The following is a 23,339-nucleotide window of genomic DNA, read 5'->3' on the forward strand; positions in this document are numbered from 1 at the left end:
TTATATAAAAATGACTAAAAAGCAAAAAAATAAAAGAAATAATTTTTCGTTCTCCCTAGATGCATCCAAATTATTTAAATCGGATGGCCTTAATGGGGGTTATTCTGCTAACCAAACCGGATGGTACCAATAATGCCAAAAGACATAAAAGGGCAGTTCCTACATTAAGCCATATGATGTCTTGTATGCTGATATTGATCGGCACATATGATATATAGTAATCTTTTTCATCCAACTTGAACAAATGGGTGTAAAATTGTACAACGCAAAGACCAATACCTAGAATATTTCCCAGTAGTAAACCGAAACCAATGAGGCGAAGTGCATTATAGAGAAAGACCTTACGGATGGAAAAATTAGTAAGACCAAGTGCTTTGAGAATGCCAATCATATTAGTGCGCTCTAAAATGAGGATGATGAGTGCGGATATCATGTTGATACTGGCCACTAAAATCATGAGAATTAGAATGATTTGGGAATTGATATCTAACAGGGCCAGCCAATCAAATATTTCTGGAAATTGAGAAACAACGCTTACCGATAATAATTGGATAGGCAGCATGTCTAACACTTTTTCGTTTACATCTTCCACGTTTTCGAAGCTGGTGGTCGTGATTTCATAGCCGCCTACCTCATCGTTGGTCCAATTGTTCAAGCGTCTGATAATTGATATGTCGCCGATCACATAAGTTTTGTCGATCTCCTCAACGCCTAGATTATAAATGCCTACAATTTTGAATTTCCGCTTTCTAAGCGGCTCCTGAACAAAGTACATCAAAAAATCGTCTCCGAGTTTAAGCTTCAGCCGATTTGCCGTATAACTGGAAATAAGTATCTGTTGTTGTGCAGGAATGCTATCTGTAAAGTTGATTACATTCCCTTCAACAAGTATTTTGCGAAGATGCGCTTGGTTGTAGGTACTATCAATTCCCTTTAACACGACGCCCTCTATCTCGTCTTCCGCGTTAATGATTCCTGGTTTGGTGGCAAAAGCATTTAATCGCTCGACGCCATCGATTTTTTGTAGTAAAAGTAGGCTATCCGGCCGGATGCGAAATGGCGAGCTTTCGTATGCACTATTCAAATTATGCTTATAAACCGTGATGTCGCCGTTGAAGCCTCTCTCTTTTTCAATAATACTACCTTTGAAACCCTTTAAAACAGCAATAGCGAGTATCATAACCGAAATGCCCAACATAATGCCGGCAATAGCCACTTTGACTATCAGTTTCGAGTATCTTCGAGCACCGCTTTTAGCAATCCGGTTTGCTAAGTATAAGGGAAAATTCAAGTGTGATAATATATTTTGTACCTTAGCAAAGGTAAAAATTGAAGTCTTTTTAAAAAAACGTAAATAGAAAATAATGCGAATTATATTTATGGGTACCCCTGAGTTTGCAGTAGCCTCGTTGGCGGCGCTGATAGAAGCGGGGGAAGAGGTTGTTGCCGTTGTTACCGTAGCGGATAAGCCAGCCGGAAGAGGCCAGAAAATACAGGAGTCTGCGGTCAAAAAATTTGCCCTATCCAAAGGCATTCCCATTTTACAACCTGATAAATTAAAGGATTCCGCTTTTATCGATGCGCTCAAGAGTTATCAGGCGGATCTACAGGTGGTAGTGGCCTTCCGGATGCTGCCGGAGATCGTTTGGAATATGCCGCCTAAAGGTACCGTTAATTTGCATGCTTCGCTCCTTCCCCAATATCGTGGAGCAGCGCCGATAAACCATGCAATCATTAACGGAGAGCGTGAAACAGGTGTTACCACTTTCTTTTTGCAGCATCAAATAGACACCGGAAATATTTTGCTAAGCGAGAAGGTGCCTATAGGTATAGACGACACAGCCGGCGACTTGCACGATAAATTGATGCATGTAGGGGCCGATTTATTGGTAAAAACTGTACAGGAAATTAAAAACGGGAATTACCGAGAGATACCTCAGACCCTCATTGCTGAAGAACAAGCGCTGAAGCACGCGCCTAAGATTTTCAAGAACGACTGTAGGATCGAATGGAATAAAGACGTAGGTGAGGTCTATAATTTTATTCGGGGACTGAGCCCTTACCCTACTGCTTTCACCACGTTCCAGGGAAAAACATTAAAAATTTTCGCGTGTCGACCGCTTAGAGGACACTTAACAAAAGAAAAAGAGCCGGGTAGCATGGTAACGGATGGCAAACATTATTTATGGTTTACAACAGTCGATGGTTGTATAGACGTGCAAGAGCTCCAACTTGAAGGAAAAAAAAGAATGTCTGTTGAGGAATTTTTACGCGGCGTGCGATTGGAATAAGCCAAATCATTTCGATAAAAAGAGAATAGTAAGGACAGTATGTATAGCCTGACCTTACTGTTTTATTTTGACGGGATTATTCTTCATCTAAATCGGAAGCAAGATGCCATTTGCTTAATTTGTCTTGCAAGTTCTTTGATAAGTGATTGAAGTAGCGCTTCTTTTTGTATCCCATAACCCAATAGATGCCATGGATAGCATTCGTGAGGAACATTTCATCCGCTTCATGCAGTATCTCTGGACTTATTTGTGCTTCTACCACTTCAATACCATACTCGTTCGCCATCTCGATGACCACTTTCCGCATGACACCTGCAATACACCCCTCACTTAAAGCTGGCGTATATAAGGTTTTGTTATACCAAACAAAAATGTTGGAGCTGAGCGACTCACAAAGGAATCCATCGTTGTTCAGAATCAGTATATCATCGCAGCCCAAACGCTTACGTTCGATACCCGCGAGCACGTAGATGAGTGCGTTACTACTTTTAAGGTGCGACAGACTATTAACAGGCTTTTTATGTTCACGATAAACATCGATGATGACGCCTGTTTTATTTAATTGATATCCGTCATGTTCCAGTGGGCTCGCTTCTAAAAGATAATTCGCTTTATTTGTTTCCGGGCTGTATAAGCCCGCGCCTGCTCTATAGACATTCAATCGTATTCGTGCATCCGTACCTAACTTATTTTTTTTAACCAGTTCAGCGGTCTTTTCGCGCAGGAAATAGGCGTCAAATTTGGCAGCGCCTTCCAGATGGAGCAGATTCATACCGGCTTGGAGCCGATCAATATGGTATTGCAAAAAGCGTATATCGCCGTCCATCCAACGCATGGTCTCAAAAATTCCATCTCCATATCGGAAACTTCTGTTGTTGCTTTGTATAACCGGCTGACTCTCCAGCATCAAATTGCCGTTGCTATTTATATATCTATCGTTCATTGTTATTTTAACGTGGAAAAGGAAGAATAATTCTGTAAAAATTACTTATTTCGTTCGTATTGCACATAAGACCGCCATTTTTCCAGGCAAACAGCGAAGTCCTCAGGAAGGTCTGTCTCGAAGTACATAGGCGTTTTGGTCTTCGGATGTATGAATCCCAAACTCTTTGCATGTAAAGCCTGTCTGGGTAATATCGCGAAGCAGTTATCGACAAATTGTTTGTACTTGGTAAATACCGTTCCCTTTAAAATTTTATCGCCGCCGTAGAGCGCGTCGTTAAATAGCGGGTGTCCGATAGACTGCATATGGGCTCGAATCTGATGCGTACGGCCTGTTTCCAACTGACATTCTATTAAGGTGACATATCCGAGACGCTCCAGCACTTTAAAATGCGTAACGGACCATTTCCCCTTATCTTCACTATCGTAAACTGACATGACCCGTCTGTCTTTTAGGCTTCGGCCGATGTAGCCGGAAACGGTTCCGTCTTCCTGAAGATCGCCCCAAACCAAGGCTACATATTTGCGCTGAATAGTATGATCGAAGAATTGCTTTGCTAGATTTGTGATCGCCCACTCGTTCTTTGCAATCACCAATAAACCACTGGTATCTTTATCAATGCGATGTACCAAGCCCGGTCTTCCGTCGTTGCCGGGAAGTTGGGGTAACTGGTTGAAATGATAAACCAAGGCATTTACTAAGGTTCCTGTATAGTTGTTATAGCCCGGATGTACGACCATTCCTGCCGATTTATTGACAATCAACAGATCGTCGTCCTCATAGGCGATGTCCAAAGGAATATTTTCGGGATAAACCTCTGTATCTCTCGGCGGATGAGGCAACACGACCGTAATCACATCTCCCGGCTTTACTTTGTAGCTGGCTTTAATTGGTTTGCTATTAACCAATACGTTCTCGGCTTCGATGGCATTTTGTATTCTATTTCGAGAAGCGTTCTCAACCCGATGCATTAAAAATTTGTCAATTCGCAATAGTGCTTGCCCTTTGTCGACTATTATTCTTAAATGTTCAAATAAATCTTGTTCGCTGTTCTCTTCGATATCGAATGCTTCTACTTCTTCTGCCATGGCACAAAAGTAACTATTATTTGGTTTTCATTGCGTGGTCTGATAAAAATAAGCGCGCATGTCAACGTGTTGTTTTGTTCTGCTGTCATCAAGGGATGTAGAAGGTTCCAGCAGGCAAATGATGTGGTCCCTTGCCCTCGGCAGGTCAGCCCTGCTTCCGGCTTTTTTCGTAGACAGCTTTTAATCGTGGCGGTAGCTTTTTTATTGCCTCTTCAACTATTTCAGAAGTTCGTTGAAAGCCAATGCTTCATCCGTTGTAGACAGACCTTCTTCAAATGCAGATGTGAGTTCTCGTGCAAATTCTTCTTTGCGCTAACTTCGGTTGATCACTTTCAATGCCTGATGTCGAGTTACGGTATAGAGACAGGATTTAGGAAACTTTCGATATGCAATTCTGATGAACGGTTCCAAATCGTTGAGAAAATGTCCTGCACGACGTCCAATACTTCGTCATCATCTTCAGAATTTTGCATGCATATGTGATCATGGCCTGCCAATATCTATTATATATCTCTGTAGAGGCTATAGGATTCCTACCTCGCAAAAATTCGGGTAGTTCTTCATCCATATATGCACCGTATCGAGACATTTCGTTATGTATTCTGAAAGGAAAGTAATGAAAAATTAACATGAATTGAATATTCCGTTAATATTTCCAATGCAAAAACGCTTTGGAAGCTCATTTTCGTCCAATTGTAACAAAATAAAATGTCTTAACTATGCAAAAGACAGGCAAAAAAGCGGTGAGTTCTTTTCGATAAGTTGGAACCACTGTAAGCGGAGTAACATAAGTGTTACAGTCAATTCCCCGTTATCTATTTCGATAAAGCATAATTTAGTTATTAATTCGTGTTAAAGATGGGCGTATTATTCTGAACCCGATTTAAATAGTAGTAAAGTTATCCTTAACATAAAAACACTATATGAGATTGACATTTATCAATTGGGATATAAGTCCTGAAATTTTTCAACTGTTCGGATTTCCGATACGATATTATGGCCTACTATTCGGTGCCGGACTTTTATTGTGTATTCTTCTACTCAAAGGTGTATTCAGACGAGAAAATCTCAGTGAAGCAGCTTATGAAAACCTGTTTATATATGGGTTTATAGGAATATTTGCCGGAGCCAGGCTGGGACATTGTCTTTTTTATGATTTCTCTTATTATTCACAGCACCCATTGGAAATCATTTTACCTATCCAACAAGACGCACAAGGACATTACCACGTTGTCGGATTTCTGGGACTAGCCAGTCATGGCGGTACGATTGGTCTGATTATCGCTTTATTACTTTATTCAAAAAAGATTAGTAAAAAGCAAAAATAAGCAAAACGGTTAAAACCTTTGCTATACAAGGCTTTATAAAAAGAGTAGTCTTAGTTCGGAAGTCGGTGTCTGGTAGGTTTTGGGCTTAAAATGACAAGGTTAGGTTACTAATTCGTTACCGATTGACAAAGGTAACGATATAGCTTAACTGATTATATTTCAGTCTTTTGCACCCTTTTCTACATTCCCTTGTAACTCAATGTAATTTAATTTTAAACGTTAAACATTTGAGTTATGGAACAGGCAAAAAAATCGACGTTCAAACTGCTTTTCTATTTGAAAAAGAACGAACTGAAAAAGAACGGTAATGCCCCGATTATGGCACGTATTACCGTTGACGGAACCCCTAAGACTTTCGGAACAAAGTTAGAAATTGACCCCAATAATTGGGATTTAAAACACGGACGAGTTCAGGGCAAAAGTGCGCAGGCATTAAGCATTAATAAAAAACTTGATAATATACGTGGGCGTATCGACAAGATTTATGAAGATATGCTGAAGCACGAGGGCTTTGCGACCGCCCAAAAAGTAAAGCTATCATTTTTGGGTGTCGGCGTAATGGATGATGCAATACTTAAAGTCTTCAACGACCAAAATGAGGATTTTAAAAAATTGGTCGAAAAGGAAGAACGCTCACAAAGCACCTACAACAAGTATATCACAGTTTACAATCATCTTACCACGTTTATAAAGGAACGCTATCATCGTGACGATATGGCTTTTCGGGAATTGACTTCCGATTTTATCCGGGAGTTTGATTTTTACCTCCGGTATGATTTGCAGTCCTCCCACAATACAGTTTGGGTGTACACGATGCCTGTATTAGCCCTTGTGGAACTGGCTATTAAAAAAGGCTTGATACGTGATAATCCTTTTCAGGATTACGAAATCAATATGGAAGAAACCGACCGGGGCTATATCCTTAAAGAAGATGTTGAAAAGCTGATGATGTGCGTACCATCGCACCAACGGTATGAACTTGTAAAAGACCTGTTTATTTTCAGTTGCTTTACAGGACTTGCTTATGCGGATATTAAGAAACTGACAAGGAACAACATTCAATCATTCTTTGACGGTCATCAGTGGATTATCAGCAGGAGAAAGAAATCAGATATTGCTTCAAATGTTCGGTTAATGGAAATCCCTAAACGTATCATTGAGAAATATCAGGGTACGACAAGGAATGAATTTATCTTTCCGGTTCCGACCAATGCAACCTGCAATACTCACATAGGCAAACTGGTTGAAAAGGCAGAAATCATTACGGAGCAAAAAGTAACTTTTCACACGGCAAGGCATACTTTCGGAACAATGTTTTTGACCGAGGGCGTACCGCTTGAAAGTCTTAGCAAAATGATGGGGCATAAAAATATTTCCACCACACAGATTTACGCTAAAATCACAAGCCAAAAAATCAGTAAGGATATGGATTTAGTTACCCCTAAATTCAAGGCAATGGAAGAAGCGTTTATGATGGCAATCTAATCAGCTTTTATCTAATCTCAATGAGCAGAACTTAACGGTTCTGCTTTTTTTATGCCTATCTTTTTGTGTAGGTAAAGCACATTTATTTTCCTCTACGCAATCCAACGCTGTAAAAGAGCTTATTACCTACTTCAGAAATAGAAAATTGAAAAACGAAACCCTTATCTAACGCTCCCTGCTATTCCATTTTTCAAATCCCTATTACAGGCTATCATAGCCTGGTCATTAATGCCATAAAAATTTAGAACAGAAAATTTCCACAATCAACCGGTAAAAAGGCAGCTAAGTTATAGCGGGCAGCCACCTCACACGCCCAACCAAAAGACTACGGCATAATGGCAAGGCAAAATGCTGGCTTCGCCGAATTGCTGTGTGTTGCCTTGCCACCCTCCGGGACTTATTCCGTTTCCTTTCGGTTTTACGCTGTTGCCCGCTTGGATTATCTGCTTTCTTTTTTCCGGTTTTTCTTTTGGAAAAATTTATGCGAAGCGAAGCGGAGCAAACCACAACGGGAAGCGGGAAACGAGAAAAGCGAGTGAGTAAATAACATTTTTTCAAACATCAAAATTTTAGCATTATGGCACACAACATCAATTTCAACGAGCAAACAGGACGTCATTCATTCTTTAGCGTTCAACAAAAAGCGTGGCACGGTTTGGGGCAAATCGTAGAGCAATACCCAACAAGCGAGGAAGCAATAGTACACGCAGGTTTAGATTACGAGGTTATCAAATCCCCACTGTTTACACAGGGCAGAACAATGAGCATAGGCGAAAACGGAGAACTGATTGAAGCCAATGACATCTTAGTACCTAACAGTTTCGCCACCCTCCGCACCGACACCAATACACCGTTGGGTGTAGTAGGCAAAGACTACCATATTGTACAAAACCGTGAGGCGTTCAATTTCTTTGATGCTATTGTAGGCGGAGGCGAGGGAATATTGTACGAAACCGCAGGAGCATTGGGTAACGGGGAGCGTATTTTTATTACTGCCAAGCTGCCCGACTATATCCGTGTAGGTAACGGCGACGATGTTACAGAAAAGTACATCTTCTTAACCACAAGCCACGACGGTAGTGGAAGTATTACCGCAGCGTTTACACCTATCCGTATCGTATGTCAAAACACCCTGAACGCATCATTGCGGAGTATGACCAATGTAGTGCGTATCAAACACACGTCAGGAGCAAAACAACGCCTCGAAAATGCTCACAAGGTTATGGGGCTTGCCAACACACTAAGCACGCAGTTAGAGAACATCTTTAACGATTGGGCTAAAGTAAGGGTAACAGACCGAGAAGTAAGAAAGCTAATCCAGTTGGCACTTTGCCCGAACAAAGAAACGCTTAACCTGCTCAAAAAAGGTGCGGAAGATGAAGTTTCCACCGTGTTTAAAAACACCGTAGATGATGCCTTTGAATACGCTATGATAAGCGACACCCAACAAATGGCAACTACCAAAGGCACATTATTCGGGGCTTACAATGCTGTTACAGGTTACTTTCAGAATGTACGCAATTACAGGGATGGCGAAGCCAAACTACAATCTATTGTAATGGGCGGTACAGCACAGCTAAAGACACAAAAAGCCTTTGAACTGTGTACAGACTTTGCCTATTCAGGAGCAGAGATTTTCAACTTCAATTAATCATCAAAGGCGACTGCCTGCAAAGGTGGTCGCCTACTAAAAACAAAAGATATGAAAGCATTAGATAAAATGGACAACCTCGATAAAGCGGGCTTGTTGTGCAAATTGTTTCCCGCAGAACTGGAGAACCTGCAAAACGCTATAAAAACGCAATGCGACTACTTCCTGCAAAATGAAACCGCCTTTCGTGAGGGTTGGTATCAAAAGGGATTTTTTACCGCTGAATTTTGGTACAGGCTTGTGCAGAATGCACAAAAAGGCATAGACAAGAATGAACCACTTTGGAAACGCCCGAACTGGTTTACAGACCATTTTTTTGACGGACACAATTCAATTTTCGCTATCCACTGCCTGATTGAATATACAGAGGATGCACAATGCGACCCGCAATTAAAACAGGCGATACACCTGCTTTTCGGGAACGACAAATTTTTACAGATAACCTTAAACGATAAATAATTATGGCTAATTGGTGCAACAACTGGGTTGTTTTTGAGGGAACAGCCGAAGCAATAGAGCAGATAACACAGCTATTCAAATCAATGGCTGAACAGGAACAGAAAGACAACTGCGGGCATTTACCCCATTTCGTACAGGACACGCACGGAGATTATTTCTACAATATCAGTCAGGACAATGAAAGTGCGGGTGTATTCCAGTATGAAACAAAATGGTCGCCAAATACGGATGCCGTTAAGCAGATAGCCGAACATTTCAAAGTGAATTTCACACAGGACTATGAGGAATTAGGATGCTTAGTATATGGTCAGGCAATATTTGAAGAAGGAATACTAACGGATACCTGTTTAGATAGCCAGGACTTTGACAGCTATGAATTAGACGAGGAAACGGACACCTACCATTTTGAGGGAACAGAGTACGACAGCGAATGGGAAATACTCGACACTTTGTTAGAGCGTAAAAGCGAAAATCAATTAAACACCATTAAAATTTAGAACGATGAAACTATCAGATAAAGCGACAGCACATATTTTGGTTAAAGCCAACAGCGAATGGGATAATTGCGAGTTTGCAATTATCCACCTATCCGAAGAATGGAAAACAGAACAGGCAAAACGGCTTGCATTAGTTAAGCCGTTAGAGGGCAATCACTATTTCTGCTCAATGAATTACTATGATACAGCAGTAGATTTTTATAGGACAGGCGAAAACGACAACCCGAATATTGAAGAATTGCTAAACGGTAATGAATGGATATTTGTGGAGCTTGACGAGCAAGAGCAGGAAACGTTTACCGTACCTGAAAACCGACTGGACTGTTACAGGCTTGTATTAAGGGCAAACGGTACAGGCTACTATACAGCATACGGGAAGCATACGAGCGAAGAATTTTGGACGGAAGAATTTTTATTAACCCAATTAATTGCTTAATCAGAAAAATCAAATTTCAAATTATGACACGTTCAAATCTTCACATCAAATTGAGTAACGGTAAATCCCTTGTATGCGTTGCCGACAGCAGCAGCGCACCCGAACAGGGCTATATCGTTGAAAGGCTTTTTTTGCCCTTGTTATCCCTTGATAACAGCGAGCAAGAACTCTTAATGCTTAAAGAGTATTGCACGATGGATGAAAGGCGGATAAACGCATATTACCGCTATTTAATAGACCTTACCACTAAAGAAGTTAAGTTTTTTGAAGAGCATTACAGTTATACCAATGACACTTTCAGGAAAGGAAAGGATATAACGGAAAGATACTACGAGTATTTAAAAACGATTAACTAATACAAGCCGCCTGACCCGAAAAGTCGGGCGGCAAAAAGACAGATCCTCCCGATGGTCGGGCAGTCTTTTTGCTTTAAATTGGTGCAATCCCCTTTAGCAAAATGCACCCTTACAAATCCTTTTCATTTTACCAAACAGGTTGCAGCGTTATTGCGTGGGATATTCGTTATCCCATAATTAGATTAGAGTGATTACTTTCTTTCGTGAGTTCAGCGGAAAAGAAAGTAACAAAGAAACCTGCTATTGCGGAAACTGTTTGTAATATTCTTTTGCTACTTCAGCTACACCTGCACTGAAATAACGCCCTCCGTCGTTTAGTACCGTGATGGCTTTTTTGAGTTCTTCGGGGTCTGCGCCTTTCAGGATATACCCTTTTGCCCCGCTATTAAGCATTTTAACCACATCCTGCACATCATCGTTAATACTAAAAGCCAAGATTTTGGTTTGCGGATATTTTTCAAGCAATGCTTTAGCAGTTTCAAAACCATTCATTACAGGCATATTTATATCAACAACCATTATATCGGGAATAACTTCAATTTGCTCCATTTTTTTCAGTGCTAATTTGCCGTTTTCCGCTTCAAATACGATTTCAAAATTATCGTCGTCCCGTATAAAATCGCAGATACCTTTCCTAAGTAAGTCGTGGTCGTCTATCATTCCTATCTTAATTATTTTTTCTTTACCCATTTTCTTCTTTTGATAAAATTGAAAAATCCGTATTTAGACTTAGATAAATCAGATGTTCTGTCAACGTGAGGTAAGCCATTATTAACCGTAATGTCCCTGACCTTAAAATGATTAAGCCATTCTTTAAAGTGTGCTATTTCGTGAGGCTTGAAACGAACAATTTCCCCGTTTTTAAGAGATACGATAAAAACATCAATGCAGAGAGTGAATGCAGATAGATGGGATGCAGGATAGTCAAATTCGGGGTAAAAAATATGCTCATTCTCCATAGCCTTAATGTTTTAGGTTGTGGATGCCTGGCACAAAAAAAGAGCGCAGGCAACTACACTTACCGCACATTGAGGCACTGGTATGCCCGACAACGAATAAGCGAGCGCCCACGCCTTTTGACGTGAGCGTTCTTACTTATCTGTCCCGTTGTCTAAAAATTACCAGTTTTCAATGTGGGACTTAAAGCAAAAACACTTTAAGTATTTTCTATATTTTCGACAACAAAGATACTAAACTCGTGCCTTTTTGACTGCATATAGTACAAAAAAGATTACAGTCAAACTGTTTTTTGTGAAATATAATTCTGTTCAAGTATTGTCAGAATATCGCTTTCCTTATAAATAATCTTACCGCCTATCTGTATATACGGCAGGATATTGTCATCACGGTATTGCTGTAAAGTTCGTTTGCTGATATGGAGCAGCTTACACACATCTTCGCCCGACAGGTATATTTCCCCGTTCATTACAGGACGGTAATTTTTCAATATACTTTCGATACGGGTTCTTAGCAGCGTTATCATTTCCTGATGGGCAATGATTTCGTCATTCTCGAATAAATCCATTTTCAACGGTATTGTACGGCTGTCCGGCTTCGAGCAAAGCCTGTACATCCGAGCGTTTATAATAATTCTTACGGTTCAGTCGGGAATAGGGCAATAGTCCTTTGTCCTTATACGTCTGCAAAGTCCGCTTGGTAATGTTCATCATCAGACACACTTCCTGGTTATCGAGCCATTTTTCTTCTTTGAAAATTGGCGTGTATTTTTTCGTAGCATTTTCGGTCAGTTCCAAAAGTGCTTTCAGCTCATTTTTCATTCCCTCCAGTACGGACTTTTGTATTGTGATTACTTCCATAGTTTGCTCAATTTTGCTGTGGAAGTCGAATTTATAAAGGCTTATTGCAGCGTTGGAGAATGTTGCAGGATTTGGCTTTGAAAGGCAGCGTTTGGCGTTAGTAGTAAGATTTGGTACAAAAAAAGCCCCGAATTTCGGGGCTATGATTTGCTGCTATTTTATTTTGCCAACTTCAGTATTCTATATGCACCTCTTGCCACAATCACGAATACAATTGCCCCAATAATCAAATCCGGATAACTCGAATTGAGCCAATTGACCAATAATCCCGCAATGATAACACCCGAATTGATTATAACATCGTTGGAAGTGAAAATCATCGAAGCCTGCATATGGGCTTCTTTGCTTTTGTTCTTTTGTAATAGATAAAGACAAAGTACGTTTGCAATCAACGCCAAAACAGAAACAACAATCATTGTTTTGAAATCAGGCATCGCTTCTATTCCGATAAAACGTCTGATAACTTCAACAAAACCGATAACGGCTAACAGAATTTGAAAGTAACCTGCAAATTTGGCGATATTGTTTTTTCTTGCAATCGTACCCCCAACAGCAAACAATGCCAAAGCGTAAACAATACTGTCTGCAAGCATATCCAAGCTGTCTGCTATCAATCCCATTGAATTGGAAAAAATACCGAACAACATTTCCAATCCAAAGAAAACGAAATTGATAATCAGTACAGTCCAAAGTAGTTTCCGTTGGTCATTGCTTGTATCTGTTTCAAGAACTGCATTGCTTTCTTCAGTTGAAATCAATGACGTATTCAGGTTTAATGTTTCCAAAGCCGAAAAAATCGGCTCTGGTTTTCCACTATGGTAAACATTTAGTTTTCTACTGGGAATATCAAATTCCAATGACTTTACCATATCGAAATCCTGCAATTTCATACGGATTAATTGCTCCTCACTTGGGCAATCCATTTTAGTTATATTGAATATGGTTTTATTCATCTTCTTAAAGTCTAAATTTTATTCCGCCATTAATGACAAATCCGTCCAATGGTGCATAAATGTCTTTAAATATAGGATTACTAATTGTACCTGTATAAATGTTGCCAAAACGTGTCTGCCTTGTATCAAGGAAATTTTCAAAATTGACATATAACGAAAACCTTTCCCAAATCTTTTCAGCCATAAATCCACAAGTCCAATAGTCTTTTCCTGTTGTTCCATCGTTCAGCTTTTGCGGGCTGAAATAGTAGGCTTCTAAACCAACTTTCCATTTGTCTTCGATTTCATACATTAAAACCGAGTTAATACGGTGTTTTGGGGTTAACGGGCTTTCGGTAGTTGTTGCATTTTGGTGTAACTGTGCATCTGTATAAGTGTACCCTAAAAATAATTTCACATCATCGTAACCGATTTTGATATTGGTTTCTGTTCCTTTTGTATGGATGTAACCAGTAGAGTTTACAAATTGATAGAGATTAGCTGATGGATTTTCAAGTAATAGAGGATTATTCAAATAGGTATAAAAGAATAATTGATTGATACTGAATGACCAACCATCGCCAATATTAGTGCGGTAATTTATATCTGCATTTCCACCATAACTTTTTTCCAGTTTATTGGTTTTATTGTTAATTGGCATTACGTTTTGATATTGTAAGCGTTCGCTTTCTTCGGTAAAGATAGTGGGTGTTTTATATCCAAATCCGCCGCCAATCCTTGATGTTAATCCGTTTGCAATATGGAATAGCGCCGATACTCTTGGCAAGAATACAGCCCCATAATCTATAACATAATCCGTTCTTAAACCTGCTTCCAATTGAAGCCAATCCGTAGCTTTAAAATTATTTTGGACGAAAGCCCCAAATGTGGTTTGCCTATAATCTCTTAACGGAAATACTGTAATCTGCTTTTCTTTAAAATTGTCCGTCCAAATATTAACGCCTGTTACCCATTCTGACTTTTCTTTGCTGTAAGTATAATTAGCTTCCGTAAAAGTGGCTGTTTGCGTTCCCTCAAACTCGTAAGTGGGAATAGCCGTATTGCGGTTAAAATAACTTACACTGTTTTTGATTTGAAAAGAACTGTTTTCATTAATTAAATGGTCAAAAACAAATTGTGTGGAATAGCGTTGTGTTTTGTTTTCTTCAAAATATTGATGCGTATTATCCCCTTTGCCCTTGATGTAAAGTATATCGCCGCCCAAACGGTTCTCTATGGTTGTATTGATGCCAAAATTCAGTTTCGTTTTATCATTGAAGTAAACAAATAATTTAGGGTTCAATACGAAGCGTTCAAACTTTGGAATGGCGGAAAAACCAATTTTTGCAGGGTCATAAGCTCCGTTTCTGTTGTGCGAAGCGAAAATAGTTGTTCCAATTTTATTGAATTTTTGCCCATAAAAACCATTAATGTCTAAACCTCTCCCTGATGTTCCGTTGATATGAAAGCGTAAATCTCTTTCATCAGTTGGCGTTTTGGAAATCAAGTTGACTAATCCTGCTATTGCTCCACCTCCGTAAAGTGTAGAAGTTGAGCCTTTGATAACTTCAACCTGCTTTAAATCAAGTGGCGGAATTTGTAATAAGCCCAAACCACTTGAAGCTCCCGAATAAATCGGAAAACCGTCTTTAAGGATTTGTGTATATCGTCCGTCAAGTCCCTGAATACGGATACTCGCATTGGCACTTGTGGGCGACGTAGTTTGTACGTGAATACCTGTACTTTCTGCCAAAAGCATACGAATATCTCCCGGTTTCATATTCCCTTTTTCTCCCAACTCCTCACTTCCAATAAACTCAATACGTGTAGGAATATTTTGTATGCTTCTTGTACTTCGGGTAGATGTAATTACAACACCCTCTAATTCCTCTGAATTTTCTTTGAGCAGAATTTCAATAACATTGGTATCCTTTAGTGGAAATTCTATTTTTTCAATAAACTCTTCAAAGCCTACGTAGCTAAAATGTATCTCCTGTATTCCATCAGGAATATTCGATAATATAATCTGTCCTTTTTCGTTCGAGGTTCCTCCAATTGAGGTGCCTTTTATAGATGTTGTTACACCAATCAAGGGTTCTTTTGTTTCACTGTTTTTTACAACAATGTTTAATGTATTTTGTGCATATACACAAAGGTTGAGTGCCATAAAAAATGACACAATGAGTATTTTTTTCATTGTAAAAATGATACTTAATGTATATAAATAAGCTATGACGATGCAAAGACATCGCTTTTTAATTAATTTGTGCTGAAAGCATTATACATTAAGCAAGTTGCGGGGGACGCCAAATGGAAAATGGAAAATCAGAAACAGGTGGGGTCAGCATATTTCCTAACTTCCGTTGCGGTTCTTTTACTGAATGGACAATAGAGAAATGAAAAGTAGTTAAAACAAATCCTGTACAGGTGTTGCAACTAAAAAAAGGCGAGCAACATCCCTTATTACAATCTTGGTCATCCTGTCCGTTTTGTCCTTGTTCGGTAGTATGCTTCTGCATACATTTATCCTCAATAAAAGTCGGTACTGCTGATAAAAGCAATACATAGGCGGCTAATATTAAAGATATAAACTTCACCATACAAAGTTAAATAAAAATTAATTGCGTTAGCTCACAAATCTTGTGGAGGTAGTTAAAGCGAATAGTTTTTTTATCGAGATTGTTCGGTTTTTACTTCAGGCTGCTGTTTTTCCTTTTTCTCACGGGAATAAACCCACAGTGACAACAGACCGAAAATAATCAGTGCGTAAGCTATCCATTTACCAACCCTTTCAATCAATTTAATGAAAACCGAACTTTCATAAGATGAGAAACCCTCTGCTCCCATAGGGCTGCGCCTGTAAAACTTCCTGCGGTTAATCCAGTAACGAAGTCCCAAGCCTGCAACCAAAAATATGATACCTATAACCAATGATGCGACCATAACAAAAACACTTTATTTCCACTGTTTGAATTTACGAAAAATATTTGTTTCAGCCTGTAAACGATGTGAATTAAATGCGAAAGAGGCTTACCCCAAAAGGCAAGCCTCTTTCATTGTTTATGGAAATAAAACCTTACTCAACACTGAAATAGATTACAAGGATAAGAAATTATTTCTTTTGAAATACACTGCCCGGCTGAAAATTAAAAACGGCTTACCAATCAGATAAGCCGTTTTTTTTTGAATTGAAATACTGCTCTTAATCGCTGCTGTTAAACTGAAAAGTTATCTGCTTTTCATTCCCGAAGCTGTCCGAAATCCAAACGTCAAAAGACTGTGAAACGGCAGACGTTGAAGTGTAGTACAGCCTGAACTGCTCCGTTGGTAATTGGTACAGGTCATTGGGCTGATACGGCGGTTCGTTGTAGTATTGCAATGTTCCCTGCCCGTCAAATTGAAAGTAACGGAGGAAATACTGCGTATTGCTGTAATTGCCTGTACGCTGTATGGTAATGCGTATTTCTACGGTCTGCCCGTTTGCAACATCTTTAGGCACTGGCATTACATTGACCTCGAAAGGAAAATTGTTCTGTATTTCGAGGTCATCATCTTTGCTGCAAGATACCAACGTAACCGAAGCTGTGAGGATTGTCAGGAATACATATAGTGGCAGTAGCCCCGTTCTGAATTTATTGAATATTGCTATCATCGTTTTTACGTTTTAAAAGTTAAACCTTAATCCCACACCTGCTGACGGTCGGAACTGTTGTAAATCCGTACCCCAAAGGATTTTTGTACGCCCTTGCAGGACTAATACAAAACGGTCGGACAGGTACGTTTCAAAAGTGAGGCGACCGCCTGCACCGTAGATAAAATTATCTTCGCTCAATATCTTCGCACCGTCGTACAACATTGTTTCGCCCCGGTTGATGGTTTCGTAACCGACCACACCTGTTACGGCGAAATTCAGCGTGATGTTCTTACGGGCATCGCCCAACAAAAAGAAGCTGTAACCGCCCTCTGCGGAATAGGTTTCCTGCGGTATGCGGAGGTCTTTATACCCGTGGTACTGGTGGGTATATTCCAACGCCCAAAGCTGATAGTTACCATTCTTACCGTTTACCGTCATTGCTGCGCTGATGTAGTAATCATTGCCAATCTTATCATCGGACAATACACCTGCACTTATTTCCAATCCTTTCTGCTTCGGCAGCATTCTTTGCGCCTGTGCAGCCGTGATGCCTATCAGGACAAACAGCACGGTATAGATATACTTTTTCATATAATTGCTATTGCTTTAAAGGGTTATTAAAATTTCAGGTGCATATCGTCAATCAAACGGGCTTTGATTAAATCGGAATTTTCGACGTGCAATGTTTGATGCCTGCCACCGTTTTTCTCGAAAATCTCAATCAGCAGTACCTTATCATCGGCAATGGTAAACTGGTCTAACAGGAACACATTTTGTTCGGTCGATTTTCCGGAAATACCGTCCAATGGCTTGTAAGTTCTCAAAGGAGTTAAAGGGCGTTCCTGGACTACGGTGCGTTTAGCTACCTTTTTATCCACTACTTTGAAATTGATGAAATCAATCTCGAAAGGAACATTGGCACGGTTTCTCAATTCAGTATGGAAATAGTATTTGCCGTTATGTATGTAAATCCCTTTTAGGATAAACTGAATGCCGAAACTCTTAGCACCGATATGCTTTACAATGCGTTTGTCTTTCTTGTAAATGGTTTCCAAAAGCAAGCCTGCCAGTGACGGCGAATTGTTGCCCAGTTCTTCAAAAAGCACATCGTTACCTTTGGCTTTATCCACCGCTTTTTGCATCGTGAGCAGGTCATAGCTCATTGCCTCCGGGTAGGAACTGTAATACACGTTGAAACTATAAAAACGTCCGTCATTCGTAATAACGGAAAAATTCGTTTCCGGCTCAAAGTCCCTTACAGATGCTTTTACACGCAACACGTTTTCCGCATCTTCGGCTTTCCCTGCAATAAGGTATTCGCTGCCCAAATCCACGTAACGAATGGCAGTCGGGAAAATCAGGTGCGAGGTTTTATCGTAGGTAACTTCCATACGGTACGGCTCTATCTTGCCCAATGCAAGTGGTGTTCTGATGCTGTCCTGTGCATTAGATTGTGCAGCAAAGCCGAGTATAAGGGCAATAGCCCAAAAGGTTTTTAAATGATTTTTCATTGTTTTATTTATTTGAGTTCAACATTATTTTTTAGATACAAGAAAGACCTGATAGCCTGCTTTGAGTGCAACCTTTGGCGTTCTTACTTTCTTAGCGAAATAGCCCGAAATACCTTGCACTGCACTTTTACTTAGGTCAGAAGTAATTTGCTGTCCAGGAGTAGAACTCATACTGAAGCTCGAACCTGTGGCATTGCCCATATTGGCTACAATGTCCGTAACCGCATTTCTTTCAGGCGAATACGGAACATATAAACCTTGCTGTCCGTCCAAATCATAAATAGTAATATCTACCGGGATGATATTGCCCTCCAGTTCTACCGAAGTAACTTTTAATTGTAACCTGCCATTCTGAAATTTGGCATTAGCCGTTACAATTGTTCCTTTGGGGATGGTACGTTGCGGGGTTTTGGCAGGCTCTAACAGGCGTAAACGCACACCCGTTTCGCCAACTACCGTTTGGGCTTCGTGTACACAGGCTTTGATACTGTTTTTAGGCTGTACCACCTCTTCAGTAGAACCTGCGGTATAGAACCCCCTGTTTTTTGTTTGGCTCCAATCGGCTGCAAAGGCACTGTCCGACGGTTCACGGTACAAGGCTGATACAATGTTCTTTCTTGTTGGTGTGAACGATACAAATTGCTCTTTTTGGTTAGCACCCGCAGCAGCAGGAGTTGCACCGATGGCAGGAGCAGCGTTTCCGGTATTGGCATTTTGGGGAAGATACTTTGCTGCCATTTCATAGGATTTCTCCATTAATTTGAGTTGGTCGTCAACGGTGGCCACAGGTGGCACATCTTTTTCCGACAACTTTGCTTTCAGTTCGTCCACTTGCTTACGGAGTTCCATTGTTTCAGCATTGTCATTATTATAAAATGAACCCAGTGTGCTTTGTGCATTACGGTAGCTGTTCAATGCAGAATTTCCGTTTCGTCCCGAATTTCTGCCACCACCGCCAAAGCCGTTGCTTTCTTCATCTTCTTCAGGTAAGTTTTCTTCATTGTCAGCAGATGCACTGTCTTCAGTATTCCAATAATCAGAAAGCGTGGTTAGCGCATTCCGCTTTTCCTGCTCTTTGCGTTCGAGCATTTCCTGCTCATACGCCTTGCTTTTATCATCGGGCATCCCTGCTCCGGTAGCCTGCGGTACAGCATCGTTCAACCCGATATTTTCAACCGCTTTTTTATCTTTCGACGGTTTAAATATGAGGTACATACAGCCGAGAAATACCACGCCCATCAAAAGGAATATGATTGGCTTTTTGAGCTTATCCTTATTGCTCTTTTTATTATCCGGCAGATTTGATGCTCCGTTTTGGTCTTCTCCCTCAACGAGAAAGCTGACCCTTTTTTCATTTTCTTTCATAAATCTGATTTTTTAAAATTGTTGATACACTATCCTGCAACCTTGCAGGATTTTTACTTTTAAGGACAGGGTTCTCGATATGCTCTATGACCATACCGTTACCGGACTTTGAGGTATCGTACATCACTTTGCCAATGACCGCTACGGTAAGCAGCAGATAACCCACAAAGAAGTACAGCGTATATCGGTGCTGTTTGCGCAAGGGCAACGCCCGCCAACGTTCGTCCAACTTGTCAAAGTATCTGTCCATATTTGCTCTTAATTTTTTCATAGCCTTACTATTTCTGTGTTACAGCTTGAAACGCTTAGGACTTTTACCCGCCTGTTGCTTCGGCGCATCGTTAACCAGTGCGACCGCTTCCGTTAATTTGGGTGCGGACATTACGGACAGGTTTGCCAGTTCCGTTTTTTTGAGTAATTGCCCAAAGCCGTCTTTCTTGGCTATTTCCATTCGGCTAAGAGAGAATTTTCCATTCAGGTATTTTACCCACATATTGCATTCTACACAGGGCTTGTCATCGCCCGACCATTGTAGGTAGCCTGTCAGCAGTAAGTCCTGCTTAGGCAAACTGTCTGCACCTTTTTGGCAGCTTTCGAGGTATTCGCTGATGCTGTCTTTCAGCTTTCCGGCATACGCTCCCTGCGTATGGAAATACCCGTTATATCCTTTGTCGGTAAGGATTTTTGCGAACGTGCTTAAATCTGATAATGCTTCCATAAGATTGTTTTTTTAGCGTTCGATGACCTCTATATCCTTATTTTCCACGACTGCAAATTTTTCAATATTGAAGCCCTGCGGATTATTGTCGGAACGAACGGAGTTGACGAGATAGCAGGAAGTAATCAGGTTACGCCTGGTTACGTTGCTTGACCGGATAATGAACTGTTTGGCATAAGTACGCACTGCATAAGGGTAGTTGTCGAAATTGCACAAGACACTATCCACCTCGATGCGTTGCTGCACGTTCCCCGAAATGATACGGCTGTAATAGCCCTTTTCCGACAAGTCTTTGTAGTAATCAAAAGCACTTTTATCGGCAAGGTTGAATGCCCTGCTCATATTGCTTTCAATAGCGTTCTTGTCGGGCGCAAGCGTAAAGAACAGTTCGTGAAATCTCCTTACGTGTTCCCTTGCCTCAACCGGGCGGTTGATGCTCGCATCCTGCGATAAGGCAAGCATCAGGGATTTGCCGTTATCCAGTACATAGATTTTTTGGCGTTGTTCTTCTGCAAAGCGGTAGGAACGCCATACGGTGTAACCTACCACGATAATGCAGAGAACCGCAAACACAATGGCATATAATCTTATCTGCCTAAAGCTGTTTTCGATATTTCTTAGCGTTTTAAATTCCATTTTTTAGAATGATTAATGATTATTTATTCATCAGTTTACCGCCGATGTTTCCAACTGTTGAACCTGCGCCTGCTCCGGCGATGTTTCCGGCTTTCATTGCTGTGGAGTTTACATTGCGGGTAAAGTTTCCTGCGCCTCCGGCTTGGATTACCCAACCTGTTACTGTCGGGATAGTGAAGTACCCGATGATGCCGATAATCATAAAGATGATGTACACGGTATTGCTTGTATCAGGTATATAGGTAGGGTCGGCAAGCATTGCTATATCCCGTTCTAAAATGAGGGATTGTATTCTTGCCAACATTGAGCTGAACAAATCCGAAACGGGAAGCCATAGGTAAACGCTGACGTACCTCGTGAGCCATTGCGAGAGCGTGGACTGAAAGCCGTCCCACACGGAAATAGCAAAGGCTATTGGTCCGAGTATGGACAGGACTATCAGGAAAAACGTTCGTATGGTATCAATGACCAAAGCCGCCGCCTGAAAGAGTATTTCCAATAGATTGCGAAACCAATCTTTTAAGGCTTTCTCTATCTTGTAGGCTTGCCTGTCCATATACATACCCGCCATCGTACCAATGTCGGAGGGCGACCATCCCAGTTCGTCCAGTTTTTTATCAAACTCTTCGTCTGATACCATATAGGCGGTTTCGGGGTTCCTGACCATTGCCTCGTATTCCAACTGGTCTTTCTGCTGTTGCAGCTTGTTAAGGTCAAGCACCTGGTCTTCGAGTATTTGGTGGGTTCCTACCACCACCGGGCTTAATACCGCATTTATGGTTCCCAGTACAATGGTTGGGAAGAACATAATACAAAGCCCCAAAGCAAACGGGCGCAGCAAAGGGAACATATCAATAGGTTCGGCACGGCTTAAAGCCTGCCAAACCTTTAATGCCACATAGAACAATGCTCCCAATCCCGCCAAACCCTTAGCAACTGCCGCCATATCGCCTGCAAGTGGCATCATATCATCATAAAGCGACCGCAGGAGTTCGTGAAGATTATCCCATTCCATAGTTTACCAGTATTTTTGGTTAGCAGTTCCGTAGAGTTCAAGCACTCTTTGGGCATCGTTTTTCTTTTTCGCTCTTAGGTAGCTTACAGAAATGTTTTTGTTGGTGTAGTAACGTACAAGGCTGTGGTAATCCTTTACCTCTTTGTACACACGGTCAATAACATCCATACGCTCTTTGTCATTGAGTGAAAGGTCTGTGGCGGTTATAATCTGCTTCAACTCTTTTAGCAGTTCGGTACTTTCATTAAGCAGTGCAGAATAACCGTTGCCGATAGCGACCAATTCCTGCGGTGTGAAATTTGGGTCGTTCATCATCTTGCCAAAATTCTGCACGTACATTTCGGACACATCCCCGACCAACAATACCGTTTGCTGCACCTTACGGGCATCTTTTACAAGGTTGTTGATGGCTTTCAGCTTGTCGTAGTATTCCTTACCCTGGTCGTACACTTTCTTCACTTCGTTGAAGTTCTTTATCACATTGCTCACGGTCGAAGAAGTCTGTATGATTTCGTTCGCAGAGTTGATAATTCCTGAAGCCAGGTTTGCAGGGTCAGTAACTACAAACTGGGCTTTTGCTGACGGTGCTACGGCGAGCATTAATGCCGTACACACCAGATACAATACTTTTTTCATTGTTTCTGAATTTTAAAATGTTAATGACTATTGATTTACTTTGTCCCGCCTTTGCATTGCGATATGCTTAATGGCGAGTTCTACATTACCGTCCAGTTCGGAAGCAAGCTGCATTACTTCCATTTTTTCGGTTTCTTCGGTTGTGTAAGCGAGGTATTCCTCCAAACTAACTTCAGTGGCATAGACTGCCGAGTGCGTACCACCTAAGCCAATCCAAACCTCTTTGTACAGTCGGCTTGCATCGTTGTTCATATTGATGGAAAGTACCTGCCCTTTCTCTTTGTCCGTAAGTCCGAGCATCGCCTGTATATCATCGAACTTGTTCATATACTTGCGTTGGTCAAGCAGGATTTTACAGTCGGAATTGTTGATGATACTTTCTTTCACAATAGGCGATTGGATAATATCATCGACCTCTTGCGTTACGACAATTGCTTCTCCGAAGAATTTGCGGACAGTTTTAAGTAGGCTAAGCATCCAGCGCCTTATCGTATTGCTACGTTAGGTTTCCAAACACTCGCCCCCGAACCGGACTTACACG

At 40.9% G+C, this 23,339-nt stretch carries 29 protein-coding genes and 1 pseudogene; 9 read left to right on the plus strand and 21 right to left on the minus strand.

All coding sequences use genetic code 11. From position 1 onward, the window contains the following. Window positions 1–70 precede the first annotated feature (70 nt). Entirely contained in the window at window positions 71–1,291 is a 1,221-nt protein-coding gene (locus tag EPX21_RS03530; protein ID WP_134088304.1) for an FtsX-like permease family protein, read from the minus strand. A 73-nt stretch (window positions 1,292–1,364) separates the two neighbouring features. Between EPX21_RS03530 and fmt the strand changes: the two genes are divergently transcribed. After that, a complete protein-coding gene (gene fmt / locus EPX21_RS03535; protein ID WP_134088305.1) occupies window positions 1,365–2,291 on the plus strand; it encodes a methionyl-tRNA formyltransferase in 927 nt (308 codons plus the stop codon). 76 nt (window positions 2,292–2,367) lie between these two features. Here the strand turns inward: fmt and EPX21_RS03540 are convergent, their stop codons facing one another. Both EPX21_RS03540 and EPX21_RS03545 read right to left on the minus strand, forming a co-directional pair. After that, window positions 2,368–3,234 carry an aminotransferase class IV gene (locus EPX21_RS03540; RefSeq protein ID WP_134088306.1) on the minus strand — a complete coding sequence of 289 codons (867 nt, stop codon included), beginning with the start codon at window positions 3,232–3,234 and terminating at the stop codon, window positions 2,368–2,370. Between the two features lie 41 nt (window positions 3,235–3,275). After that, window positions 3,276–4,322, minus strand: coding sequence for an RluA family pseudouridine synthase (locus EPX21_RS03545; RefSeq protein ID WP_134088307.1), 1,047 nt, complete (start codon window positions 4,320–4,322; stop codon window positions 3,276–3,278). 923 nt (window positions 4,323–5,245) lie between these two features. Here EPX21_RS03545 and EPX21_RS03550 point away from each other — a divergent pair. The 8 genes from EPX21_RS03550 to EPX21_RS03585 all read left to right on the plus strand — a co-directional run bounded on the left by EPX21_RS03550 (window position 5,246) and on the right by EPX21_RS03585 (window position 10,534). Beyond that, the gene (locus EPX21_RS03550) at window positions 5,246–5,650 is read left to right on the plus strand and encodes a prolipoprotein diacylglyceryl transferase family protein (protein ID WP_134088308.1); all 405 of its coding nucleotides are present in this window, start codon (window positions 5,246–5,248) and stop codon (window positions 5,648–5,650) included. A 234-nt stretch (window positions 5,651–5,884) separates the two neighbouring features. Further along, window positions 5,885–7,135 (plus strand): site-specific integrase, encoded by a 1,251-nt coding sequence (locus EPX21_RS03555; protein ID WP_134088309.1) that lies wholly within the window; start codon window positions 5,885–5,887, stop codon window positions 7,133–7,135. 335 nt (window positions 7,136–7,470) lie between these two features. Then, the gene (locus tag EPX21_RS03560; protein ID WP_134088310.1) at window positions 7,471–7,674 is read left to right on the plus strand and encodes a hypothetical protein; all 204 of its coding nucleotides are present in this window, start codon (window positions 7,471–7,473) and stop codon (window positions 7,672–7,674) included. Window positions 7,675–7,712: 38 nt separating this feature from the next. After that, the gene (locus EPX21_RS03565) at window positions 7,713–8,786 is read left to right on the plus strand and encodes a DUF932 domain-containing protein (protein WP_066436458.1); all 1,074 of its coding nucleotides are present in this window, start codon (window positions 7,713–7,715) and stop codon (window positions 8,784–8,786) included. 51 nt (window positions 8,787–8,837) lie between these two features. Beyond that, complete coding sequence (locus EPX21_RS03570; RefSeq protein ID WP_066436456.1) at window positions 8,838–9,245, plus strand: hypothetical protein; 408 nt, start codon at window positions 8,838–8,840, stop codon at window positions 9,243–9,245. Between the two features lie 2 nt (window positions 9,246–9,247). Continuing rightward, on the plus strand, window positions 9,248–9,742 hold the full coding sequence (locus tag EPX21_RS03575; RefSeq protein ID WP_066436455.1) for a hypothetical protein: 495 nt from the start codon (window positions 9,248–9,250) through the stop codon (window positions 9,740–9,742). Window positions 9,743–9,746: 4 nt separating this feature from the next. Further along, a complete protein-coding gene (locus EPX21_RS03580; RefSeq protein ID WP_066436453.1) occupies window positions 9,747–10,178 on the plus strand; it encodes a hypothetical protein in 432 nt (143 codons plus the stop codon). Between the two features lie 23 nt (window positions 10,179–10,201). Next, window positions 10,202–10,534: a penicillin-binding protein gene (locus EPX21_RS03585; protein ID WP_066436448.1), complete on the plus strand. Its 333-nt coding sequence runs from the start codon at window positions 10,202–10,204 to the stop codon at window positions 10,532–10,534. Between the two features lie 240 nt (window positions 10,535–10,774). On the opposite strand, the gene EPX21_RS03590 is transcribed toward EPX21_RS03585, so the two are convergent. The 18 genes and pseudogenes from EPX21_RS03590 to EPX21_RS03675 form a co-directional block, all read right to left on the minus strand. Beyond that, a complete protein-coding gene (locus EPX21_RS03590; RefSeq protein WP_066436445.1) occupies window positions 10,775–11,224 on the minus strand; it encodes a response regulator transcription factor in 450 nt (149 codons plus the stop codon). Continuing rightward, complete coding sequence (locus EPX21_RS03595; protein WP_091520313.1) at window positions 11,206–11,493, minus strand: hypothetical protein; 288 nt, start codon at window positions 11,491–11,493, stop codon at window positions 11,206–11,208. Before EPX21_RS03595 ends, EPX21_RS03590 begins: the two co-directional genes overlap by 19 nt. Window positions 11,494–11,771: 278 nt before the next feature. Further along, entirely contained in the window at window positions 11,772–12,059 is a 288-nt protein-coding gene (locus EPX21_RS03600; protein ID WP_066436443.1) for a helix-turn-helix domain-containing protein, read from the minus strand. After that, complete coding sequence (locus EPX21_RS03605) at window positions 12,040–12,351, minus strand: helix-turn-helix domain-containing protein (protein WP_066436440.1); 312 nt, start codon at window positions 12,349–12,351, stop codon at window positions 12,040–12,042. Before EPX21_RS03605 ends, EPX21_RS03600 begins: the two co-directional genes overlap by 20 nt. A gap of 158 nt (window positions 12,352–12,509) precedes the next feature. Beyond that, window positions 12,510–13,304 carry a cation transporter gene (locus EPX21_RS03610; protein WP_013632606.1) on the minus strand — a complete coding sequence of 265 codons (795 nt, stop codon included), beginning with the start codon at window positions 13,302–13,304 and terminating at the stop codon, window positions 12,510–12,512. Between the two features lie 4 nt (window positions 13,305–13,308). Next, window positions 13,309–15,480 carry a TonB-dependent receptor gene (locus EPX21_RS03615; protein ID WP_134088311.1) on the minus strand — a complete coding sequence of 724 codons (2,172 nt, stop codon included), beginning with the start codon at window positions 15,478–15,480 and terminating at the stop codon, window positions 13,309–13,311. Between the two features lie 88 nt (window positions 15,481–15,568). Beyond that, window positions 15,569–15,883 carry a hypothetical protein gene (locus EPX21_RS03620; protein ID WP_013632608.1) on the minus strand — a complete coding sequence of 105 codons (315 nt, stop codon included), beginning with the start codon at window positions 15,881–15,883 and terminating at the stop codon, window positions 15,569–15,571. A gap of 70 nt (window positions 15,884–15,953) precedes the next feature. Next, window positions 15,954–16,226, minus strand: a complete 273-nt coding sequence (locus EPX21_RS03625; RefSeq protein ID WP_066436434.1) for a molybdenum ABC transporter permease — start codon at window positions 16,224–16,226, stop codon at window positions 15,954–15,956. Between the two features lie 259 nt (window positions 16,227–16,485). Then, the gene (locus EPX21_RS03630) at window positions 16,486–16,935 is read right to left on the minus strand and encodes a DUF3872 domain-containing protein (protein WP_013632610.1); all 450 of its coding nucleotides are present in this window, start codon (window positions 16,933–16,935) and stop codon (window positions 16,486–16,488) included. 12 nt (window positions 16,936–16,947) lie between these two features. Then, the gene (locus EPX21_RS03635) at window positions 16,948–17,508 is read right to left on the minus strand and encodes a conjugal transfer protein TraO (protein ID WP_013632611.1); all 561 of its coding nucleotides are present in this window, start codon (window positions 17,506–17,508) and stop codon (window positions 16,948–16,950) included. Between the two features lie 26 nt (window positions 17,509–17,534). Next, a complete protein-coding gene (gene traN, locus EPX21_RS03640; protein ID WP_066436433.1) occupies window positions 17,535–18,428 on the minus strand; it encodes a conjugative transposon protein TraN in 894 nt (297 codons plus the stop codon). Between the two features lie 24 nt (window positions 18,429–18,452). Next, the gene (gene traM, locus EPX21_RS03645) at window positions 18,453–19,793 is read right to left on the minus strand and encodes a conjugative transposon protein TraM (RefSeq protein ID WP_013632613.1); all 1,341 of its coding nucleotides are present in this window, start codon (window positions 19,791–19,793) and stop codon (window positions 18,453–18,455) included. Further along, complete coding sequence (locus EPX21_RS03650) at window positions 19,780–20,064, minus strand: hypothetical protein (RefSeq protein ID WP_013632614.1); 285 nt, start codon at window positions 20,062–20,064, stop codon at window positions 19,780–19,782. Before EPX21_RS03650 ends, traM begins: the two co-directional genes overlap by 14 nt. An 18-nt stretch (window positions 20,065–20,082) precedes the next feature. Further along, window positions 20,083–20,511: a hypothetical protein gene (locus tag EPX21_RS03655; RefSeq protein ID WP_013632615.1), complete on the minus strand. Its 429-nt coding sequence runs from the start codon at window positions 20,509–20,511 to the stop codon at window positions 20,083–20,085. A 12-nt stretch (window positions 20,512–20,523) separates the two neighbouring features. Next, window positions 20,524–21,147 (minus strand): conjugative transposon protein TraK, encoded by a 624-nt coding sequence (gene traK, locus EPX21_RS03660; protein ID WP_134088312.1) that lies wholly within the window; start codon window positions 21,145–21,147, stop codon window positions 20,524–20,526. A 19-nt stretch (window positions 21,148–21,166) separates the two neighbouring features. Then, window positions 21,167–22,162 carry a conjugative transposon protein TraJ gene (traJ, locus tag EPX21_RS03665; RefSeq protein WP_125202207.1) on the minus strand — a complete coding sequence of 332 codons (996 nt, stop codon included), beginning with the start codon at window positions 22,160–22,162 and terminating at the stop codon, window positions 21,167–21,169. A gap of 3 nt (window positions 22,163–22,165) precedes the next feature. Beyond that, a complete protein-coding gene (locus tag EPX21_RS03670) occupies window positions 22,166–22,798 on the minus strand; it encodes a DUF4141 domain-containing protein (protein ID WP_134088313.1) in 633 nt (210 codons plus the stop codon). Between the two features lie 27 nt (window positions 22,799–22,825). After that, window positions 22,826–23,296 (minus strand): annotated as a pseudogene (locus tag EPX21_RS03675) (TraG family conjugative transposon ATPase); the annotation flags it as partial. Window positions 23,297–23,339: the final 43 nt, after the last annotated feature.

It is taken from the genome of Olivibacter sp. XZL3, from assembly GCF_004368405.1.
Lineage (GTDB): Bacteria > Bacteroidota > Bacteroidia > Sphingobacteriales > Sphingobacteriaceae > Olivibacter.

Bases quoted from the DNA above. Each gene is read 5' to 3' on its own strand.
- fmt (WP_134088305.1), top strand. From the start codon at position 1,365: ATGCGAATTATATTTATGGGTACCCCTGAGTTTGCAGTAGCCTCGTTG.
- EPX21_RS03540 (WP_134088306.1), bottom strand. From the start codon at position 3,234: ATGAACGATAGATATATAAATAGCAACGGCAATTTGATGCTGGAGAGT.
- EPX21_RS03545 (WP_134088307.1), bottom strand. From the start codon at position 4,322: ATGGCAGAAGAAGTAGAAGCATTCGATATCGAAGAGAACAGCGAACAA.
- EPX21_RS03550 (WP_134088308.1), top strand. From the start codon at position 5,246: ATGAGATTGACATTTATCAATTGGGATATAAGTCCTGAAATTTTTCAA.
- EPX21_RS03555 (WP_134088309.1), top strand. From the start codon at position 5,885: ATGGAACAGGCAAAAAAATCGACGTTCAAACTGCTTTTCTATTTGAAA.
- EPX21_RS03560 (WP_134088310.1), top strand. From the start codon at position 7,471: ATGGCAAGGCAAAATGCTGGCTTCGCCGAATTGCTGTGTGTTGCCTTG.
- EPX21_RS03565 (WP_066436458.1), top strand. From the start codon at position 7,713: ATGGCACACAACATCAATTTCAACGAGCAAACAGGACGTCATTCATTC.
- EPX21_RS03570 (WP_066436456.1), top strand. From the start codon at position 8,838: ATGAAAGCATTAGATAAAATGGACAACCTCGATAAAGCGGGCTTGTTG.
- EPX21_RS03575 (WP_066436455.1), top strand. From the start codon at position 9,248: ATGGCTAATTGGTGCAACAACTGGGTTGTTTTTGAGGGAACAGCCGAA.
- EPX21_RS03580 (WP_066436453.1), top strand. From the start codon at position 9,747: ATGAAACTATCAGATAAAGCGACAGCACATATTTTGGTTAAAGCCAAC.
- EPX21_RS03585 (WP_066436448.1), top strand. From the start codon at position 10,202: ATGACACGTTCAAATCTTCACATCAAATTGAGTAACGGTAAATCCCTT.
- EPX21_RS03590 (WP_066436445.1), bottom strand. From the start codon at position 11,224: ATGGGTAAAGAAAAAATAATTAAGATAGGAATGATAGACGACCACGAC.
- EPX21_RS03595 (WP_091520313.1), bottom strand. From the start codon at position 11,493: ATGGAGAATGAGCATATTTTTTACCCCGAATTTGACTATCCTGCATCC.
- EPX21_RS03600 (WP_066436443.1), bottom strand. From the start codon at position 12,059: ATGGATTTATTCGAGAATGACGAAATCATTGCCCATCAGGAAATGATA.
- EPX21_RS03605 (WP_066436440.1), bottom strand. From the start codon at position 12,351: ATGGAAGTAATCACAATACAAAAGTCCGTACTGGAGGGAATGAAAAAT.
- EPX21_RS03610 (WP_013632606.1), bottom strand. From the start codon at position 13,304: ATGAATAAAACCATATTCAATATAACTAAAATGGATTGCCCAAGTGAG.
- EPX21_RS03615 (WP_134088311.1), bottom strand. From the start codon at position 15,480: ATGAAAAAAATACTCATTGTGTCATTTTTTATGGCACTCAACCTTTGT.
- EPX21_RS03620 (WP_013632608.1), bottom strand. From the start codon at position 15,883: ATGGTGAAGTTTATATCTTTAATATTAGCCGCCTATGTATTGCTTTTA.
- EPX21_RS03625 (WP_066436434.1), bottom strand. From the start codon at position 16,226: ATGGTCGCATCATTGGTTATAGGTATCATATTTTTGGTTGCAGGCTTG.
- EPX21_RS03630 (WP_013632610.1), bottom strand. From the start codon at position 16,935: ATGATAGCAATATTCAATAAATTCAGAACGGGGCTACTGCCACTATAT.
- EPX21_RS03635 (WP_013632611.1), bottom strand. From the start codon at position 17,508: ATGAAAAAGTATATCTATACCGTGCTGTTTGTCCTGATAGGCATCACG.
- traN (WP_066436433.1), bottom strand. From the start codon at position 18,428: ATGAAAAATCATTTAAAAACCTTTTGGGCTATTGCCCTTATACTCGGC.
- traM (WP_013632613.1), bottom strand. From the start codon at position 19,793: ATGAAAGAAAATGAAAAAAGGGTCAGCTTTCTCGTTGAGGGAGAAGAC.
- EPX21_RS03650 (WP_013632614.1), bottom strand. From the start codon at position 20,064: ATGAAAAAATTAAGAGCAAATATGGACAGATACTTTGACAAGTTGGAC.
- EPX21_RS03655 (WP_013632615.1), bottom strand. From the start codon at position 20,511: ATGGAAGCATTATCAGATTTAAGCACGTTCGCAAAAATCCTTACCGAC.
- traK (WP_134088312.1), bottom strand. From the start codon at position 21,147: ATGGAATTTAAAACGCTAAGAAATATCGAAAACAGCTTTAGGCAGATA.
- traJ (WP_125202207.1), bottom strand. From the start codon at position 22,162: ATGGAATGGGATAATCTTCACGAACTCCTGCGGTCGCTTTATGATGAT.
- EPX21_RS03670 (WP_134088313.1), bottom strand. From the start codon at position 22,798: ATGAAAAAAGTATTGTATCTGGTGTGTACGGCATTAATGCTCGCCGTA.